The following is a 16825-nucleotide window of genomic DNA, read 5'->3' as shown; positions in this document are numbered from 1 at the left end:
GTGTCTTTGAACCTGGTGAGGTCTGGGTCTACAATGCATCCGGTATTGCTATTGAAGGTCAGTATGTGAACTTTGCCAATGTCACTGCATCTTATGATGATGAAGAGGTATATGACGAAGACCTTAGTCACTACTTCGGTGTAACCGAACCTGTATTCGAGGCTTTACCATCCATTGACCTTGAGAAGCATACCAATGGTCATGACAATGATACTGCTCCTGGTCTGGATATCCTTGCAGGTTCTGCTGTGGAGTGGACTTATCATGTCAACAACACGGGTAATGTGAATCTTACCAACCTTGTCCTGTTCGACAACCGCACAACATCTATTAGTTCCGAACCTGTTATCGGTGATGATGGCGACGGTGTCTTTGAACCTGGTGAGGTCTGGGTCTACAATGCATCCGGTATTGCTATTGAAGGTCAGTATGTGAACTTTGCCAATGTCACTGCATCTTATGATGATGAAGAGGTATATGACGAAGATCTCAGTCACTACTTCGGTGTTAATGCATCAATTGATATCGAGAAGTTCACCGATGGTCATGATGCTGATGAACCTATAGGACCATTCTTGTTGCTTGGGTATCCAGTCGAATGGACATATGAAGTTAAAAACACAGGAAATGTGGACCTTGTTATTGATGTTCAGGATAATGATGTCAATGTCACTCCGTTGTATGTGGATGGGGATGACGGTGACGATGTCTTCGAGCCTGGTGAAGTTTGGGTTTACAATGCAAGCGGTACTGTTATTCTGGGCCAGTATTCCAACGTTGGAAATGTAACTGGCTATAACGGAACTTTCATAGCAACAGATGCGGATTCAAGTCACTACTTCGGTATAAATAATCCAACATTTAAGGATATGGCCGGCGGTAAGGGGTACTGGAAGAATCCGGATAATTGGCCGGAAGAAGTTACTGAGATCACTATCGGCAATGTAACTTACCTCAAGGATGAGGCTATAAATTATCAGAATCCAGTTGAAGGCAAACCTGATATCCTGTTTGGACAACTGGTGCCAGCCAAGCTGAACGTAATGGTCGGTCTTCCATATTATCCTTATGTAATAGATGGTGAATTGGTCTATTTCATTGAAGCAGCTGATGCTTGGCTGGAAGAATATCCATTGGGTAGTACTGGTCCTGAAGTTGACGCGGCATGGGCTGAGTCTGGGGAAGAACTTAAAGATGTGCTGGAGATGTACAACAATGGTGTATTGTACAGCAATGGCTGAATCTCATACACTGCGAATGTATAACTGAATAATCGCTTAGGAACAGGTTTCACTTTATTCCTGTTCTACTTTTTTCTCAATTTTGATAAAAAAATCCTATAAAATCCATCATTATTATGAGCATACACTTCTCTATCGATATATTTATATATTAATCCTGACAATATCTTAATTGGGTACAAAATGGTGGTGGTAATGATACTAAAGTCTCCATGATTGCATTTGTGTACGAAGTTTCGTTATTGCACTGTATCTTTGAACACAGCAAATGGAATGTCACTGATGCAAATTCTATGGTTGAATATGCAAGGGGATATTAGTTTGGGGGGTTAAACTGGATAAAGGTAATACATCTCTGAATTTCAGACAATAACAATTCCAGTACCTTGTATTCTGGGATTGATATTCCTTTTACAAAAAAAAATAAACCGTGGTGGTACAAATGGAACTTGTAAAAGTATATTGTGAGAACTGTGGAAGCGAGATCATTGTGTATGACACTCATGTAAAAAAACACATGTATTGTACCATACACTGTCTTGAATCTGCAGGTGGAAGTTCTTCAGGCGGCGGCAGTGAGTCGGCATCTGCCTGAGTAACTTCCAGCTATTATTTTTGAATTTTAGTTTTTTAAACCTCAATTAATTGTATTTTTATCTTTTCTATCTGTTTTCAGATCTTCGTCAATTTTAAATAATACTGCAGTATTACTATGGTAATACTCAAGTACTTCTTTGGAGATTCCTCATGAGATCTGTAACATTAATGAGCAGTGGTCTTGATTCTGTAGCTGCTCTTGCAATTGCAAAAAAAACCTCTGATATTGTCCTTGCCCTGACGTTCGATTACGGGCAGCGCTCTGTCAGGAGAGAGATCGATTATTCAAAAGCAATTTGCGATCACTATGGGATAGAGCACAGAATTATCCGACTTGACTGGCTAAAGGAAATTACGAACTCATCTCTTGTCAACGAAGATGTGGATGTTCCTGAGCTGTCGGCTGATGATATCTCCGGGGAAAATGAGGCTATTACTGAGGATTCTGCAAAGAGTGTATGGGTTCCCAACAGAAATGGTATTTTCCTGAACATTGCAGCAAGCTTTGCTGAAAGTTACGATTGTGATTATGTTATTGCAGGCTTCAACGGGGAGGAGGCAAAAACATTCCCTGATAACTCAAAGGAGTTCGTTGATGCTTCTGACAGATGTTTTTCCTACTCCACTGCAAATGGTGTGATGGTCCTTGCACCGCTTATTGATATGGACAAGCAGACTATCGTTAATGAAGCAATTGAGGCAGAGGCACCACTGGAGTGGAGCTGGAGCTGTTATCACGGTGAGGATAAGCCATGCGGTGTATGTGAAAGCTGTGTAAGGCGAGCCCGGGCTTTTCATGAGGCTGGTTTGAAGGATCCGCTTATGGTCAGACTGGGGATGGATGTCTAAAAACAATAAAGGTGCTTATTATGGAATGTGTTATTCTTGATGAAAAAACGGATTATGATGGAAGCCAGATCTCTTCTCTGTGGGCATACAACCTGAAAGGTATCCAACAGGATTCGATCATTGCTTTCAGGGGCGGATGTGATGTGAAGCTCGAGCATATGATAGACCTCGAGGACAAGAGGATGGGAGATTCCATTTTCTCTACTGATATGCTCCATTTCCTCATAGAGCATTTTGATTCCACCGACCTTAAGCTCGTCTATGCAAGACAGAGGTTGTTCACTGCGATCGTAGCAGAGGCACTTCTGGAGAGCGGTATCATAACAACAAGACAGGGCGATGACCTTTTTGTGGATGGCAAAAAACTGACGATCTCCATTGCAAGCACTTCTGCAGTTTCCCAGAAGATCCACTTTGGAATCAATTTTTTCCATGATTTTTATGGTAATCTTACAGATAATGGAGTTGATGAGGTCAAGGCAGTAGGACTTCTTGCTGATATTGCGAACAGGTATGTGGCCGAGTTCGAGGATATTGAAAAAGACCTTCGCAAATCCCGACCGCTGGATGTGGTATGATGCAGGTTCCTGTTAGTGAGATATTCTGCTCGGTTCAGGGAGAAGGTCCCCATGTGGGTGTGAGGCAGGCATTCGTGAGGTTTGTTGGTTGTAATCTCAACTGCTCGTATTGTGACACAAATGTTCAGAAGCCGGCATTCTGTAAATTTGAAGAGGTTCCCGGAACGAACGTCTTCCAGGAATTGGCAAATCCTCTTGGTGTGGAAGCTGTCAGTGAACTGCTGAACAGCTATGAAAATGTCCACTCCATATCCCTTACAGGTGGAGAACCTCTCCTTGAGGCGGATTTCATTGGAGAGATGGATGTTTTAAGACCGCTGTATCTTGAGTCCAACATGACCCTTCCGGATATGGCAAAGAAGATCAGGGGCAAGATCTCCTATGTTTCAGGGGACGTAAAGCTCATTGATGAGTTCGAAGGCGAGAACTTTGAATCTCATCTTGAAAGGACGTTCGAGTGCTTCCGCGTACTTCGGAACACAAAGGACAGGGAATGTTTTTCCAAACTGGTGATTACAAAAGATACATCTTCAGATGATGTCCTGGGAGTTGTGGATGCTATTGCGGGATATGTTTCCTGTGTGGTGCTTCAGCCGGTGACCCAGAAGCATCTTGCTCCTGAGATAGATGTTATGCTCAAGCTACAAAATGATCTGCTTGATTCAATAGATACTTTAATAATTCCTCAAACACACAAGATGTGGGGTTGTTTATAATGACAAAAATGAGACTTGGAATAATTGAACACATAGATAGTGCACACTATTTGCCTGAACACGAAACCTGTGGTATAGTCCATGGCCATACCTACAAGATCGAGATCGTTCTTGAGGGTGAGAAACAGGAGAACGGCATGGTAATGGATTTTTATGAGATAAAGAAGGCCGTGCGCGAGACCCTGAAGAAATATGACCACAAACTCCTTAATGATATTCTTCCTTTCCCGAGTGCAGAGAACATGTGTGAGCAAATTCATGCAGACCTTTCTGAAAAGCTTGGCTATCCACTTTCTGTGAAGGTATGGGAAGGCCATGGTAAGTGGTGTGAACTGAACGGATTGGAATAACCATATTCCACAACCTATATCTATAACGCTTCTAATTAACTTGCAGACTTCATATTAACAATACCGGAGGACAAACATTGTCTGATATCGATAAAAACACTGAAGAATGTCACGATGAGAATGGCGTAGATCTTGATGTTATGCGAAAGATCTCGGAACACCCATGCTACAACAAGGATGCACAGCACAAGTATGGTCGAATTCACCTTGCTGTGGCTCCGAAGTGTAACATTCAGTGTAATTATTGTGACCGTAAGTTCGATTGTGTCAATGAAAGTCGTCCGGGTGTTACAAGTGAAGTGCTGACGCCTCAGGAGGCGCTCGAGAAAACAAGGCAGGTACTCAAGGATTATCCATTCATCAAGGTCGTTGCAGTAGCAGGTCCAGGTGACCCTCTTGCTAACGATGAGACCTTTGAGGCCCTTGAGCTTATCAAGAACGAGTTTCCTGACGTGACCCTTTGTCTCAGTACAAATGGACTGGCACTTCCGGACAGGATCGATGACCTCCTTAGGGTTGGTGTCAGTACACTTACTGTGACCCTTAATGCTATTGACCCTGAGATACAGGCACAGATCGTGGACCATATCGCTTACAAGGGCAAATCCTATACAGGCGTGGAAGCTGCAGAGATCCTGATAAAGAACCAGTTGGAAGGCATCAAGATGGCAGTGGAGGCCGGAATGGTTGTCAAGATCAACACTGTGCTGATCCCGACGATCAACAGGGACCACATTGTGGAGGTTGCAAAGAAGGTACGCGAGCTCGGTGTATTCATCATGAACATCATGCCTCTTATCTGCCAGGCGAAATTTGCTGACATGGAACCACCTACCAATGAGGAGCGCAAGGAAATCCAGGCTCTCTGTGAACCCTATGTGCAGCAGATGAGACACTGTCGCCAGTGCAGGTCTGACGCATACGGTCTTCTGGGCAAGGACCTCTCTCAGATGAGCGAGGAACGACGAAACGTCATCAAAATGGAATCTATCAAAAAGATGGAACACGAAGAGTAAATCTCTTCTGTTCTGCCTGAACCACAAAGGGAAGGATATACTTGGATATTGAACAACTGGCTTCAAACCTCCGCAACTTCGAAGGCGTGACCCGCAAGAAACCAATAGCTGACATTGTCAACATGTTCGATGAGGTCCGCAGTGAATATGGCGAGACTATCGTGGATTTTGGAGATGATGCAGCGGTACTTGATACAGGTAGCGATGAGGTGATATTGTTCGCTGCTGATGCTATCTGGGGCAGGATCGCACTTGAAAGCCCGTGGTGGACCGGATATACGTCCGTAGTTGTCAATGTCAATGATATTTCAGCAATGGGTGGAAGACCTGTTGCCATGGTCAATGTCATGTCCTCCTGCGATACCGAAGCATGTAAAGAGATGATGCGTGGTATCAAAGACGGAGTAAAGAAGTTCGGCGTCCCCATGGTCGGCGGACATGTACATCCTGATACTCCCTATAATTCTCTTGGTGTTGCTATAATTGGTGTTGCAAAGAAGGATTGCATTGTCAGAAGTGACATGGCAAGACCGGGCGATGCAGTGATTGCTGCTTATGATATGGACGGTCGTGTGGGCAAGAATTCCCCTTACAGTTGGGACACCACGTCTTTCAAGGATGACCAGACCGTTCGCGACCGTTTCCTTGTGATGCAGACCCTCGCGGAGAAGAAGCTGCTGACAGCAGGGAAAGATATCAGCAATCCCGGTACCGTCGGAACTCTCGGTATGCTGTGTGAGACCAGCAAGGTCGGTGCATCCGTGGATATCACAAAGATCCCTATGCCTGAGGGCCTTGAGCTGGAGCAGTGGCTTAAGATCTATCCTGCGACCGGCTACATCCTGACCGCAAGGCCGGAGAACTGTGATGAGTGTATCCGGATATTTGAAGAGGTCGGGATAACCGCAGCTGTGATCGGTGAGATCAACGACTCCAATAAGATAGATATCTATTCAGGAGATCAAAAGGCAGTTGTCTTTGATCTTAATGACGATACAATTACAGGCATCGATATGGATACTGAAGATGCCGGATCAGAATAAGTGGAATGAACCTGTTATGTTAACAGGTCCTTCTTTTTTAAAAAAACGAATTTATGTTCTATATTTGAGCATTATTCTACGTATGCTTCCATTTCCTGGAAAAAGTACTGTTCTGCCTCTTTTACAACCTCGAGCTTTCCTCTCAGAGCAATAACTTCCCTTTTATCACATTCTACGATATTGACGTTGAGATTCCTTTCTACAGGTTCCAGATCAAATTCCTCTACAAGGTCATAGATGATGTATGAAGGGGTTCCAGGTGGCATTACCAGGTCATAGAGTTCCTCAAGTTCCTCTCCCATTTCCTCCTGCAGCTCTTCCTTTTCCTTCCTTTTTTCGAGGTCTTCTATTGTAAGTTTCTTTGGCATTATGATCACCTAATATGACTGAACTGATGTTACAATCTACATATATAGTAATCGCTGTTTCTGCTGATTTCATTGAAGTATTGCTGTATCTGACAGCAATGAATTATCCTTTAAATGCTCTGCTACATTTTTCCTGAGCCGTTGCCGGAGAAAGTATTATAGGCTCTGTGATCTATTTCTTTATAGAGATATTTCGGACGGTTAACAATGAGACTTATCAATCTATCTGATAACGCGGGACAGATACGTGTGGAATTTGCAGGCTGTAATATGAGATGCCCTTATTGTGTGCATATCAAGCAGCCAATGGCCGAATATTCCATTGATGATGTACTGGATTTTGCAAAGGCATCTGAGAGCAGGGACGTTTATCTTGGTGGTGCAGAGCCAACTCTCCAGAAGGAACTCCTTCCCCTGATCGAAGGGCTACATGCTTCCGGTAAGAGCATACTGCTCAAATCCAATGGGATGAAGCCTGAGGTCCTTGATAGTGCACTTCCGTTTGTCAAGGGCTTTGTTATTGAGATCAAAGCGCCTCTTGATGATATCCCTGCTATCATGGAACTTACGGGACTGTCCGAAAACCGTGTTCTTAAATACATCTCTTTGTTGCGTGAATCCCTTGAGATTGCCAAACAGAAATGGATGAGGATATGGATAAGGGTCATTCCGGAATTTATCAATGCTGAAACGATACCCAGAATAATTCCGGATATTGAAGATGCTTCCGAGGTCATGCTATACCAGTTCATGAGCAATCCTGACTTTGACCTGCCTTTCAAGGGTCATGAGACACCAACTCCTGAATGGGATGAGGTTCGCAATCTGGGTGAGATGTTACTTGAAAAGGTGCAGAAGGTCAGGCTTGTCGGGGAAGGTGGCAAGTTGGTCCTGGGGAAATGACCTCCCCCCATTTTAATTTCCCGAATGACCTTCTATACCGGAATATTTATTCGTGTTGATACCCATCTATTATCCGATAGCAATGCAGGAATATAAATTGAAACGTGGTTTTTCCCCGGACATCGAGAGAATGTATGAAGAGATCGGCAAATGCTTCCCTGGCGAGATCAAGCGCGAGGGTGACAAGCTTATGGTCTCTTATGGCGTGATGACAGAACTGTCAGTCTGGATGGACGGCAAGAAGCTGGTGGTAGATACTGTAACAGATGCTACTCTCGGCGATGACGAGATGATCCTTGACACTAACAAGCGCTTCAGGGACTTCCTCCAGCTGGCAACAGGATACACCGCCAAGGAACGCCTTAAGCAGGCAAAGAAGGCAGTGTCCAAGTAAGCATCCCGGGATACAGTTGTAGCCATTAATTGAGCATTCAACTGTGCATTTAAGCTAAGGACACCGATCCGTGGATATAGATCAGCTGTGACATTCGTTAATAAGGAATTCCTCAAGGCCCTGAAGTCATTTGAGATACCCACATGCCTGAGGGTATGTGCCGGTACCGATGGGTCTGTAACATTCCTGCTTGAGATCATGACTCGCAAGGACGTCTCCGTGGTCACTGAGGCCCAGCATCTCATACAGGCAGATGAGGAAACCGCATCCCTTCTTGATATTGCCGTAGGCTCTGATGTGAACTACAGGCTTGTGACACTCTTCGCAGGCGACCAGCCCTTCGTCAGGGCGCTATCCCTGTCACCCATCGACAGAATGCCCGAAGACATTCGGCAGGATCTGATGCGCGCGGACATCCCCATTGGCAAGATCCTCAGAAACAGCGGCATCGAAACCCGCCGTGACTTCGACAACATCGAAATAACCGAAGAAGACCCGCTTTTCGACAGCAGTAAAGCACTTTCAAGGTCATATCACATCGTACACGACAACAAGACCCTCATGTGGATAAACGAGAAGTTCCCGGTGGACGACCGCTGGAATTTATAAACTCGACCGAAAGGTTCATAATTGATTCTGTGTATCTGGGAACCACATCACAACCCCCACAATGAAGGTGCCTCGGTGGCTTAGGGGTATAGTGCGTCCTTGGTAAGGACGAGGTCGTGGGTTCAAATCCCACCCGAGGCTTTCTTCTTATTTTTCTATGTTTTTCAATGATTTATCTGCAAGATTTTTGAATATTTAAATAATTCTTTCTTAAAACGACTTTATTTTAGGGTTATATTTTAAAAAAGGTGAAAAAAGTAATAGATTCTGAAAAGCCCGGAATATCTCAAAAACGAATCTAAAATTCACAGTACTCTGGCAAACCCACCGATCTTATCATCACAGATTCTTTTGTGTTTTTCTTCTTCTGCGACCAGGTGCTTCATGTCTTTAATGAACTCTTCCCTTTGCTCTTCATCGGGAAATGTTTCTTCCAGGACATTCGGCTCTGCTTTGGTTATGCTGTGGTAGGTGTCCCTTGCAAGGATTTCGTATTTTCGGATCTCACTGAACATCTCAAATATATTAGTTCTGTAAAAGTCAAATCCCTTTTGTGGGATCCCCCGGGGTGCACTTCTAGGGAGTTCGATGTTTGCTACGTTGAGCCATTTCTCGAGGATAAGGGCATGTTTGTCGGAATCGTTGGACAGAATCTCAAGTGCTTCTTTGTGTTCGCCCTCAAGTTCTATTCTTGCTTCCCATGTTACGAGCTGCTCCATTTCAGTTTCGATCCAGTACATCCTCTGAAGTGTCAGGGCCAGGATCTCTTTTTGATTGATCTTTTCCAATTGGATCTCTCCAAAATAAATTCTCTTGCGAATATCTTGTTTCATCTTATATAATTCTACTCGGAATGAGAAATGGGGGAGCAATTGTGTTTTTCAATCTCTGTCTTTTTACAAATTCTTATTTATTCCTCATATCTTTTTGGTTATATATTTCTATATGCCAATATCTTTTTATTAAATTAATAGGAAATAGATGACTGGTTATATTATTCGATCTTTGTGCGTGGTGTTATGAATGAGCAAAATATTGAAAGCTGTAGATGCAATGGTTAATTCTGAAGAATTGATCACCGATGTGAAAGCATTGCAAGAAACCCTGTTCTTTAAGTATAATCAAACATACGTGTGGTCTATACAAAAGGAACTAGGTGACTATTTCCTGATATACTATGTGAATCACAGTGAGGTAAAAGAGGTAATTGATTCTATCAAGTACATGCCCAATGATCCGGGACCGTATATCTCATACAGTTCAAAAGATTACAAATCCACAGAAAGTGGAGATAATTTTGGGGAATTGTACCTGATTGTAAAAGAGAAGCTGTACAACATTGACACTGTACTGGATAACATCATAAGTGGTTAATGATCCTCTCAGATTAATTTTCTTTAACATTTCCGGGTTCGACTTATTTTGCTCTTTCTTTTTCAGTTCTTTTTCATTTTCAATTTATGATATTGTTTTTTCCTTTCAATGGGCTTTCTTCCAAATAACAAAAAACAGAGGCAGTCCCTTTTCTATGGGTTATAATATATATAATAGCAAAAACAATTCTCCTATTATAAAATAACTGAATATCTGCCTGATGTATTTCTCTGCTTCCGGCGAGTTGCATCTTATTACTTCAACTCACTCGAATAACATCAGTATCCGGGTTTTTGGAAAGGACCAAGATGGAAGATCAAGCAAGAAGAACGGACAGCGATATGCCTGTCACTCCAAGAGGAAGTCATTTTTGCTTTGTATACAGGAATCTGGCCGAAATGGCTGCTTTCCTGCAGGATTACTTCATGTCAGGTCTTGAAAGCAACGAATTGTGCGTATGGATGACCCCTGACGTGGAAAGTACTGCAAAGGCAAAAGATGTCTTGCAGGAAAAAGGCATCTACATCGATCCTTACATTCGCAATTCCCAGCTTGAGATCCTCCCCGTCCCGGAATTACCTGGAAATGACATGGCACTGCTTCCCACTCTCCTGCTTGATCACTGGAAGCTCATGCATGAGCATGCCGTCCTGAATGGTTTTGATGGTCTTCGTTTTAACGTGGATCTAAAGGACATCGAAGGTTCCTGTCTTGATCTTATCAGATCTTACAACGATACAGTAAAGAATACTGTCAGAGAGATCGGCATGAGGTCTATTTGCACCTGCCCTCTTAGATCGTTCACTCCTTCTGAAGTTCTTGAAATGAACACTGTGGATGATGATTTTATTATCAAGGCGGACGATAAGGGCTTTTCCTTAAGGGAGAGTGAAGTGGAGAGTTCGCTAACAAGTACTCCGGAAAGCACTCTGGAAGACAAACAGGATGTTTTGGGACGCGGTAAAGCAAGGCAAAAGAAAGAAGAACTTGCTTCTATCTATGAAAGCAGTCCTGCCATTGCATTTCTCTGGAAGGCTGAAAAAGGATTTCCAGTAGAGTATGTGTCGGATAACGTTGCACAGCTGGGATATTATGCAGAGGAACTGATGTCCCATGAGGTTCTCTATGCTGATATAATTCATCCTGCTGATGTAGAAGGATACTACTCAGATCTTCTTGCATGCCTGAAAGAAGGCAGAATGGCCTTCTCCAGGGAATATCGCATTCTCGATAAGAGTGGAAATGTACACTGGATATCTGAACATTCCCAAATTGAGGTCGATGAAAACGGTCTTAGTGATCGCTATCATGGCATAATTATGGATATTACCGATAAGAAGTCCGCTGAAGGTGGCTTTAAGGACCCACTGGTAAATTACAAGGCAGTACTCGACGGCTTCTGTGATGCATTTTATGTGCAGGATGCGGATGGCAATCTACTTGATGTCAATAGGTCCGGGCTTGAGATCTCGGGTTATTCGCGTGAGGAGCTGCTGTCTTTGAATTCAGCATACCTTATAGACCCGGACCATGCTGGGGAATTCAAAGGCCATATGGCCGATGTGCCTGATAAAGGGAGTTTGACCTTTGAGTCCGTTATAGTGAAAAAAGATGCTTCCTCCATTCCTGTAGAAATCAATGCCAGTACAGTGAAGTATGCGGGTAAAGACTCTGTTCTCATCGCAATGAAAGACATCACAGAACGCAGGAACAAAGAGGAGAACCTGTCTGCTGTAAAGGCCAGTGCTGAAAATGGCAGTATTGCTAAATGTGAATTCCTTTCTAATATGACGCATGAGCTAAGGACACCATTAAATGCTATCATTGGGTTTTCCGATATCCTTCTTGATGAATCTGATGTTCTTGGTGAAAGGCATTTGAAGTACGTGCGCAATATATCAGACAGTGGCAAGAAGCTTCTGGGTATCATCAATGACGTTCTGGATATCTCAAGACTGGAGGCAGGGAATGTTGAATTGCATTCTGAGCATTTCCTGGTCTGGGAATCCTTTGACATTGTTTCCTCATCGCTTGCCCGTATGGCTGAAAAGAAGAGTGTTGACCTTCATTGCGAACTGGATCCCCGAGGTATTGTCATCAATGCTGATAAACAGAAGTTCGAACAGATCCTCCAGAACATGATGGACAATGCGATAAAGTTCACTCCTGATGGTGGCTCTGTTGACCTGAGTGGAAGATTTGTCAATGACAGGTTAGTGGTTCAGGTAAAGGACACAGGCATTGGTATCCCTGAAGAGGACTGCAAGTCCCTTTTTGATTCCTTCACTCAGGCAGACGGTTCATATCGCCGTGGGTATGGTGGCAATGGCCTTGGCCTTGCTATTGTCAAACATTATGTGGAAATGCATGGCGGGAATGTCTGGGTCAAGAGCAAACCCGGTGTTGGAAGCACTTTTTCTTTTGACATTCCTATTGAAACCAGTTCTCCTAACATAATAAGATCTGCATCACAGGCTCCAGTTTCTGAAAATATGGTGGATCTTAATCTTGAAGCTGATGCCGATAGCATCCCTTCTGATGTTTCTTATGATGCTGCTGTCAATGGTGCTATTGTTAACATAGCACCTGCCCCATCAATCGGAAGATCGGGTGAATACTCCACTCCTGAGATAATAGTTCCTGACAATTGCACGGATGCTGATCCGCTGGTTCTTGTTATAGAGGATGACGAAACATCCCGCGAGCTATTGATGCTGGCCTTTATTGACGGTGGCTATCGTGTTGTAGCTGCCGAAGATGGTCTGGAGGGTCTGGCTCTTGCTAGGAAGTTGAAGCCTTTTGCTATTACCCTTGATATAATGTTACCAAAGATGGATGGATGGGAGTTGCTCAGCCAATTGAAAGCTGATGTATCTACCAGTGCTATCCCTGTTCTGGTGATCTCTATGCTGGACCAGAAAGAAACAGCTCTGGAACTGGGTGCATCAGAATATCTGGCCAAACCGTTCGATCGTGATGATCTCTTGAAGCTCATGGACAGGTACAGAAATAAACTGGAAGGGAAAAGTCCGAAGATCCTGCTGGTTGATGACGAGCCTTATGCCGTTGATCTTCTTTCATCCATGCTGGAGTCTGAAGGCTTCACCACACTTTCTGCATATTCCGGTATGGATGCAATTGACATGTGTACGGCTGATCAGCCCGACATGGTGATAATTGATCTGATGATGCCCGATATCACCGGTTTTGATGTGATCTCCACAATAAGGTCAAATCCAGTGACCGGGAATATTCCAATAGTCGTATGCACAGGAAAGGAACTCTCGCCTGACGATCGTCTGTTACTGGATGATAAGGTGGATTCTGTTATGGAAAAAGGGGATTTCAGCAAAAAGGACCTGCTGGATACCGTCCATCGTCTGGTTTCGGATGGTATGTCCAAATAAATATATATTTTCTAACCAATTCTTAAGCTATGTCATTCAATGAAACAGTATCCATGTATGCCCAGCAAACATTCGGGTCTCTCTTTGGTTCAATTGAATACAAATTAGCAGTAGCTGCCCTGATAATGCTATCCTCGCTTATACTTGCCTATCTGGTGGATATCGTTTTCAAGAAGGTTGTTTTACATTATACATCCAAGACAAGATTTGAGATCGATGATCTTGTAATACATGCAGTAAAGCGACCAATATACTATACTGTAATAATCCTGGGTGCGTTCCTTGCACTTTCCATAGTTGGCGGTGCAGAAAGTTATCTATGGGTATTCAATGACATATTGCTGACCATTCTGGCACTGGTCTGGATATTCACTTTGATCAGCCTTAACAGGATACTGTTTGACAATGTATTTCCGTCGTTAGTAAAGAAGACAGAGACAAAGATCGATGACGAAATGCTTCCACTCCTGAAAGGTCTCTCCGATATTTTGATAGGTCTGGTGGGTATAGGTCTGATACTCGAAGGTGTCTGGGGAGTGAACGTTGTTCCTTTGTTCGCATCTGCGGGTATTGTGGGAATTGCCATCGCATTTGCTGCCAAGGATGCCATCTCACAGTTCTTCGGTGGTCTTTCCATTTATTATGACAAGCCTTTCAAGAACGGTGACCGCATTGAGATCGCTGATGGTCAGTTGGGCATCGTGGAAGAGGTCGGTATCAGAAGCACCAGGATACTCGATTTCTACAACAATATGATCATCATACCAAACAGCATAATAGCGAATAACAAGGTCATAAACTATACATCACCCCAACCGAAGATGATGGTGAAAATAACGGTTGGTGTTGTCTATGGTTCTGATGTTGCAAAGGTAAAAAGGGTCCTTATGGACATTGCAAGAAGCATTGATCTTGTTCTGGATTACCCTGAGCCTTCAGTAAGATTTGACAACCATGGCGATTTCAGCCTTGATTTTGCATTGATCCTCTGGGTAAGATATCCTTCAGACAAGTTCAGTGTCATAAATGAGGTTAACACGCTGATCGATTCCGAGTTCCGGAAAGAGGAAATTGAGATCCCGTTCCCTACGTATACTATATTGAACCAACAATGATTGTAGAAAATTAATCTACCAATTAGTATATCTTCAAACCTTTCTATAAATAGTCCGGTGCAAAATTATTTATGCCTATAAACCTATTTTATTTTAGAGGTGACATTATGGATTATGAAGAAATATTCAGGCGAGCATGGGATGTTTTCAAAGAGAACGTCGCAGCTTATGTCGTAGCTACATTAATAGCATTTATAGGTTCAATATTTATTGTGACCATTGCACCGCTCTTCTACGGTCTTGCTTATATGGCTGTGAAAGGAATGGGCGGCGAAAAGGTTGAGATCAATGACCTGTTTGAAGGTTTCAATAATTTCATAAAGAGCTGGGTGTTCTTTATTCTATTTGCCATTATAGTGGGAATAGGATTTATGTTCCTGGTGCTTCCCGGACTTGTACTTTCAATACTGATGATCTATGCCCTCCCTCTCCTTATTATAAGGGGATACGGCGTAATGGATTCCATAAAAGAAAGTATCGAGATATCCAAGAACAACTTTGTTGACACCCTTGTTCTGGCCATCATCCTATGGGTGATCAGCGCAATAGGCGGCATGGTCTACGTTGGTTCTTTACTGACAACACCATTCTACTTCCTTGCACTGGTAGCAGCTCTTGAGGCACAGGTTGGTGCAGGAGAGAGCTATACTGCTGAGTATACGGAAGTCTCTGACGTTGAGTGAAGGAATTTAAAAATAGTATTTTGGGTCATAGATTTATTTTTCTATGACCCGGTTTGATTTTTTTTGGTTTATTCTACGGTTACATCCAGCTCATTTTGAGTTATGTGCAAATAGGTAATAAAGTTCCCTTCTACACAATAGTTGATAGTGACTGTAGATGTGCTGTAGTCTACAGGATCTTGGTTGCCACCATCCATATAAAATGTAACCGGTTTGTCTTCCGTTATTAGTTTAAAGTAATGTTGTGTAAGATCATTTACTGAATAGACGTCTGTATCATTTATGGTGGCATTAGACCATGAAAAGTCAGTCTCTACACCACCTTTCTTTTTTGAAAATTCCATCATAAATGAATCATTTACAAGATCAACTATGGAGTATTGATCCTCGTTTTTTGGACTGGTTGAATTTACTGGGTAATTTTGTATGCTTACCCATCTTTCCATATCAGAGCTCAAATCTGTGTCTTCATAAGTAACAATAAGATCTAATTGTTCAGCACCTTCTCTTTTCTGTAAATAGTATGAAAGTGTCTGGCTTCCCGAAGTTGCTGTTATGCCATAGTTTTTTGGATTTAGTCCACTTGAAGCCGCAGCTTGAAAGTCAAAATCAAAGTCATAAACTGGTTCATCGATTTGACACACTTGAGCCACTTTTAGTTTGCTTGAAAGGGGGTATGTTCCCATTGGGGGTTTTGTAGAGAAAGAAACAATGGCTGTTTTATTTTTATCATCCATTGTTGCACTGGTGTAGGTCATGGAATTTGCATAGTTTGCCCATGCTTTATAATAATCGCTTTTGATATATAGTATAAGTTCGTCAAAATGATCAGTAGGATTTATTCTGTTGGCAGAGAGTGAAGTATTCGGGTACAATACGTGTGGTTGATTATTAGATGTGACTAGAATCGCAGTATTGCCCTCGCCAGTAATGGATGAGTTACCATTTATGGTCATTATTGGCAATGTGAGTGTCACTCCATTATAATGGAATTCAGGTGGTGATACCATAACGGTTCCGCCTTTTGATCCGTAGTCTGACCATACTCCTCCACCTTCGTAAGCGACCGTTCGATCATCTTTGATGTATTCTATAGTACCCAATGAACAGTTGAATTCTTCATTCATATTAGTTGAATGGTTGATTATTTGAATCGTCATGAGTCCTTTTTCATTTTCACCAGGACCATTTACACTAATGCTTCCACCCATGAGGGATACGGAAGTTGTTTGTCTTGGGGACTCTCCAAGTGCGACTTTGCTCATCCGGGAGTCCATGACGGTAAAAGCCTGTTCAACTTTCTGTGCTTTTGCGCTGTCCTGCATATCATTGAGCACAGGGACATTGTAAACTAATATGATTCCAATAGCAATTATTGCAAGAGAGTACATCAGCAATAATCCAACAACTGATGAAACCGCTTTACATGATTCAATTGATTTTCTTTTCGTCCCCATATCCACCAATCCGAATTATATATTCATTATGATAAAACGTGTTACTATATTATTTATTGTGTTTGGCATACTTATCTTTTTGCGCATGTCAATTGAATTTTCAATATTATGGATTGTGTATTGAT

Annotated in this window: 18 protein-coding genes and 1 tRNA gene; 16 read left to right on the top strand and 3 right to left on the bottom strand. The window is 42.7% G+C overall.

The features are described 5' to 3' along the window. The 8 genes from WOA13_RS06735 to WOA13_RS06700 form a co-directional block, all read left to right on the top strand. Positions 1-1241: DUF7507 domain-containing protein (locus tag WOA13_RS06735; protein ID WP_419095411.1), on the top strand; the 1241-nt coding region annotated here is incomplete at its 5' end. Between the two features lie 442 nt (positions 1242-1683). After that, positions 1684-1836 (top strand): hypothetical protein, encoded by a 153-nt coding sequence (locus tag WOA13_RS06730; RefSeq protein ID WP_342127171.1) that lies wholly within the window; start codon positions 1684-1686, stop codon positions 1834-1836. A 152-nt stretch (positions 1837-1988) separates the two neighbouring features. Then, a complete protein-coding gene (gene queC / locus WOA13_RS06725) occupies positions 1989-2687 on the top strand; it encodes a 7-cyano-7-deazaguanine synthase QueC (protein ID WP_342127170.1) in 699 nt (232 codons plus the stop codon). A gap of 20 nt (positions 2688-2707) precedes the next feature. Beyond that, positions 2708-3265, top strand: coding sequence for a DUF366 family protein (locus WOA13_RS06720; RefSeq protein WP_342127169.1), 558 nt, complete (start codon positions 2708-2710; stop codon positions 3263-3265). Then, positions 3262-3981 carry a 7-carboxy-7-deazaguanine synthase QueE gene (locus tag WOA13_RS06715; protein ID WP_342127168.1) on the top strand — a complete coding sequence of 240 codons (720 nt, stop codon included), beginning with the start codon at positions 3262-3264 and terminating at the stop codon, positions 3979-3981. Before WOA13_RS06720 ends, WOA13_RS06715 begins: the two co-directional genes overlap by 4 nt. Then, entirely contained in the window at positions 3981-4331 is a 351-nt protein-coding gene (queD, locus tag WOA13_RS06710) for a 6-carboxytetrahydropterin synthase QueD (RefSeq protein WP_342127167.1), read from the top strand. The genes WOA13_RS06715 and queD overlap by 1 nt, the downstream gene beginning before the upstream one ends. Before the next feature lie 77 nt (positions 4332-4408). After that, positions 4409-5347 carry a nitrogenase cofactor biosynthesis protein NifB gene (nifB, locus tag WOA13_RS06705; RefSeq protein WP_419095410.1) on the top strand — a complete coding sequence of 313 codons (939 nt, stop codon included), beginning with the start codon at positions 4409-4411 and terminating at the stop codon, positions 5345-5347. Positions 5348-5388: 41 nt separating this feature from the next. Then, a complete protein-coding gene (locus tag WOA13_RS06700; RefSeq protein ID WP_342127166.1) occupies positions 5389-6390 on the top strand; it encodes a methanogenesis marker 2 protein in 1002 nt (333 codons plus the stop codon). A 71-nt stretch (positions 6391-6461) separates the two neighbouring features. On the opposite strand, the gene WOA13_RS06695 is transcribed toward WOA13_RS06700, so the two are convergent. Next, positions 6462-6758 carry a hypothetical protein gene (locus WOA13_RS06695; RefSeq protein ID WP_342127165.1) on the bottom strand — a complete coding sequence of 99 codons (297 nt, stop codon included), beginning with the start codon at positions 6756-6758 and terminating at the stop codon, positions 6462-6464. A gap of 207 nt (positions 6759-6965) precedes the next feature. On the opposite strand from WOA13_RS06695, the gene WOA13_RS06690 reads away from it, so the two are divergent. The 4 genes from WOA13_RS06690 to WOA13_RS06675 all read left to right on the top strand — a co-directional run bounded on the left by WOA13_RS06690 (position 6966) and on the right by WOA13_RS06675 (position 8805). Then, positions 6966-7661 (top strand): radical SAM protein, encoded by a 696-nt coding sequence (locus tag WOA13_RS06690; protein WP_342127164.1) that lies wholly within the window; start codon positions 6966-6968, stop codon positions 7659-7661. Positions 7662-7743: 82 nt separating this feature from the next. Further along, positions 7744-8055, top strand: coding sequence for a DUF5611 family protein (locus tag WOA13_RS06685; protein WP_342127163.1), 312 nt, complete (start codon positions 7744-7746; stop codon positions 8053-8055). Between the two features lie 87 nt (positions 8056-8142). Continuing rightward, complete coding sequence (locus WOA13_RS06680) at positions 8143-8664, top strand: chorismate--pyruvate lyase family protein (protein ID WP_342127162.1); 522 nt, start codon at positions 8143-8145, stop codon at positions 8662-8664. 69 nt (positions 8665-8733) lie between these two features. Further along, positions 8734-8805 (top strand) — tRNA-Thr (locus WOA13_RS06675). Between the two features lie 164 nt (positions 8806-8969). Here the strand turns inward: WOA13_RS06675 and WOA13_RS06670 are convergent. Then, positions 8970-9452: a sortase family protein gene (locus WOA13_RS06670; RefSeq protein WP_342127161.1), complete on the bottom strand. Its 483-nt coding sequence runs from the start codon at positions 9450-9452 to the stop codon at positions 8970-8972. 235 nt (positions 9453-9687) lie between these two features. Between WOA13_RS06670 and WOA13_RS06665 the strand changes: the two genes are divergently transcribed. From WOA13_RS06665 to WOA13_RS06650, 4 genes are all read left to right on the top strand, one after another. Continuing rightward, a complete protein-coding gene (locus WOA13_RS06665; RefSeq protein ID WP_342127160.1) occupies positions 9688-10038 on the top strand; it encodes a hypothetical protein in 351 nt (116 codons plus the stop codon). Between the two features lie 308 nt (positions 10039-10346). Then, positions 10347-13445, top strand: a complete 3099-nt coding sequence (locus WOA13_RS06660) for a response regulator (protein WP_342127159.1) — start codon at positions 10347-10349, stop codon at positions 13443-13445. A gap of 29 nt (positions 13446-13474) precedes the next feature. Then, positions 13475-14560 (top strand): mechanosensitive ion channel family protein, encoded by a 1086-nt coding sequence (locus WOA13_RS06655; RefSeq protein WP_342127158.1) that lies wholly within the window; start codon positions 13475-13477, stop codon positions 14558-14560. Between the two features lie 107 nt (positions 14561-14667). After that, entirely contained in the window at positions 14668-15243 is a 576-nt protein-coding gene (locus WOA13_RS06650; protein ID WP_048205817.1) for a YciC family protein, read from the top strand. 68 nt (positions 15244-15311) lie between these two features. On the opposite strand, the gene WOA13_RS06645 is transcribed toward WOA13_RS06650, so the two are convergent. After that, entirely contained in the window at positions 15312-16700 is a 1389-nt protein-coding gene (locus tag WOA13_RS06645; RefSeq protein ID WP_342127157.1) for a DUF7289 family protein, read from the bottom strand. Positions 16701-16825: the final 125 nt, after the last annotated feature.

The organism is Methanococcoides sp. LMO-2, assembly GCF_038432375.1.
In the GTDB taxonomy this organism is placed as follows: Archaea; Halobacteriota; Methanosarcinia; order Methanosarcinales; family Methanosarcinaceae; genus Methanococcoides; species Methanococcoides cohabitans.
Note: the sequence above shows the minus strand (reverse complement) of the source record. Positions and strands in the feature narration are given on the sequence as shown.

Coding starts and splice junctions, on each gene's coding strand:
- WOA13_RS06690 (WP_342127164.1), top strand. CDS start 6,966: ATGAGACTTATCAATCTATCTGATAACGCGGGACAGATACGTGTGGAA.
- WOA13_RS06715 (WP_342127168.1), top strand. CDS start 3,262: ATGATGCAGGTTCCTGTTAGTGAGATATTCTGCTCGGTTCAGGGAGAA.
- WOA13_RS06645 (WP_342127157.1), bottom strand. CDS start 16,700: ATGGGGACGAAAAGAAAATCAATTGAATCATGTAAAGCGGTTTCATCA.
- queC (WP_342127170.1), top strand. CDS start 1,989: ATGAGATCTGTAACATTAATGAGCAGTGGTCTTGATTCTGTAGCTGCT.
- WOA13_RS06685 (WP_342127163.1), top strand. CDS start 7,744: ATGCAGGAATATAAATTGAAACGTGGTTTTTCCCCGGACATCGAGAGA.
- queD (WP_342127167.1), top strand. CDS start 3,981: ATGACAAAAATGAGACTTGGAATAATTGAACACATAGATAGTGCACAC.
- WOA13_RS06655 (WP_342127158.1), top strand. CDS start 13,475: ATGTCATTCAATGAAACAGTATCCATGTATGCCCAGCAAACATTCGGG.
- WOA13_RS06650 (WP_048205817.1), top strand. CDS start 14,668: ATGGATTATGAAGAAATATTCAGGCGAGCATGGGATGTTTTCAAAGAG.
- WOA13_RS06665 (WP_342127160.1), top strand. CDS start 9,688: ATGAGCAAAATATTGAAAGCTGTAGATGCAATGGTTAATTCTGAAGAA.
- WOA13_RS06730 (WP_342127171.1), top strand. CDS start 1,684: ATGGAACTTGTAAAAGTATATTGTGAGAACTGTGGAAGCGAGATCATT.
- WOA13_RS06660 (WP_342127159.1), top strand. CDS start 10,347: ATGGAAGATCAAGCAAGAAGAACGGACAGCGATATGCCTGTCACTCCA.
- WOA13_RS06695 (WP_342127165.1), bottom strand. CDS start 6,758: ATGCCAAAGAAACTTACAATAGAAGACCTCGAAAAAAGGAAGGAAAAG.
- WOA13_RS06720 (WP_342127169.1), top strand. CDS start 2,708: ATGGAATGTGTTATTCTTGATGAAAAAACGGATTATGATGGAAGCCAG.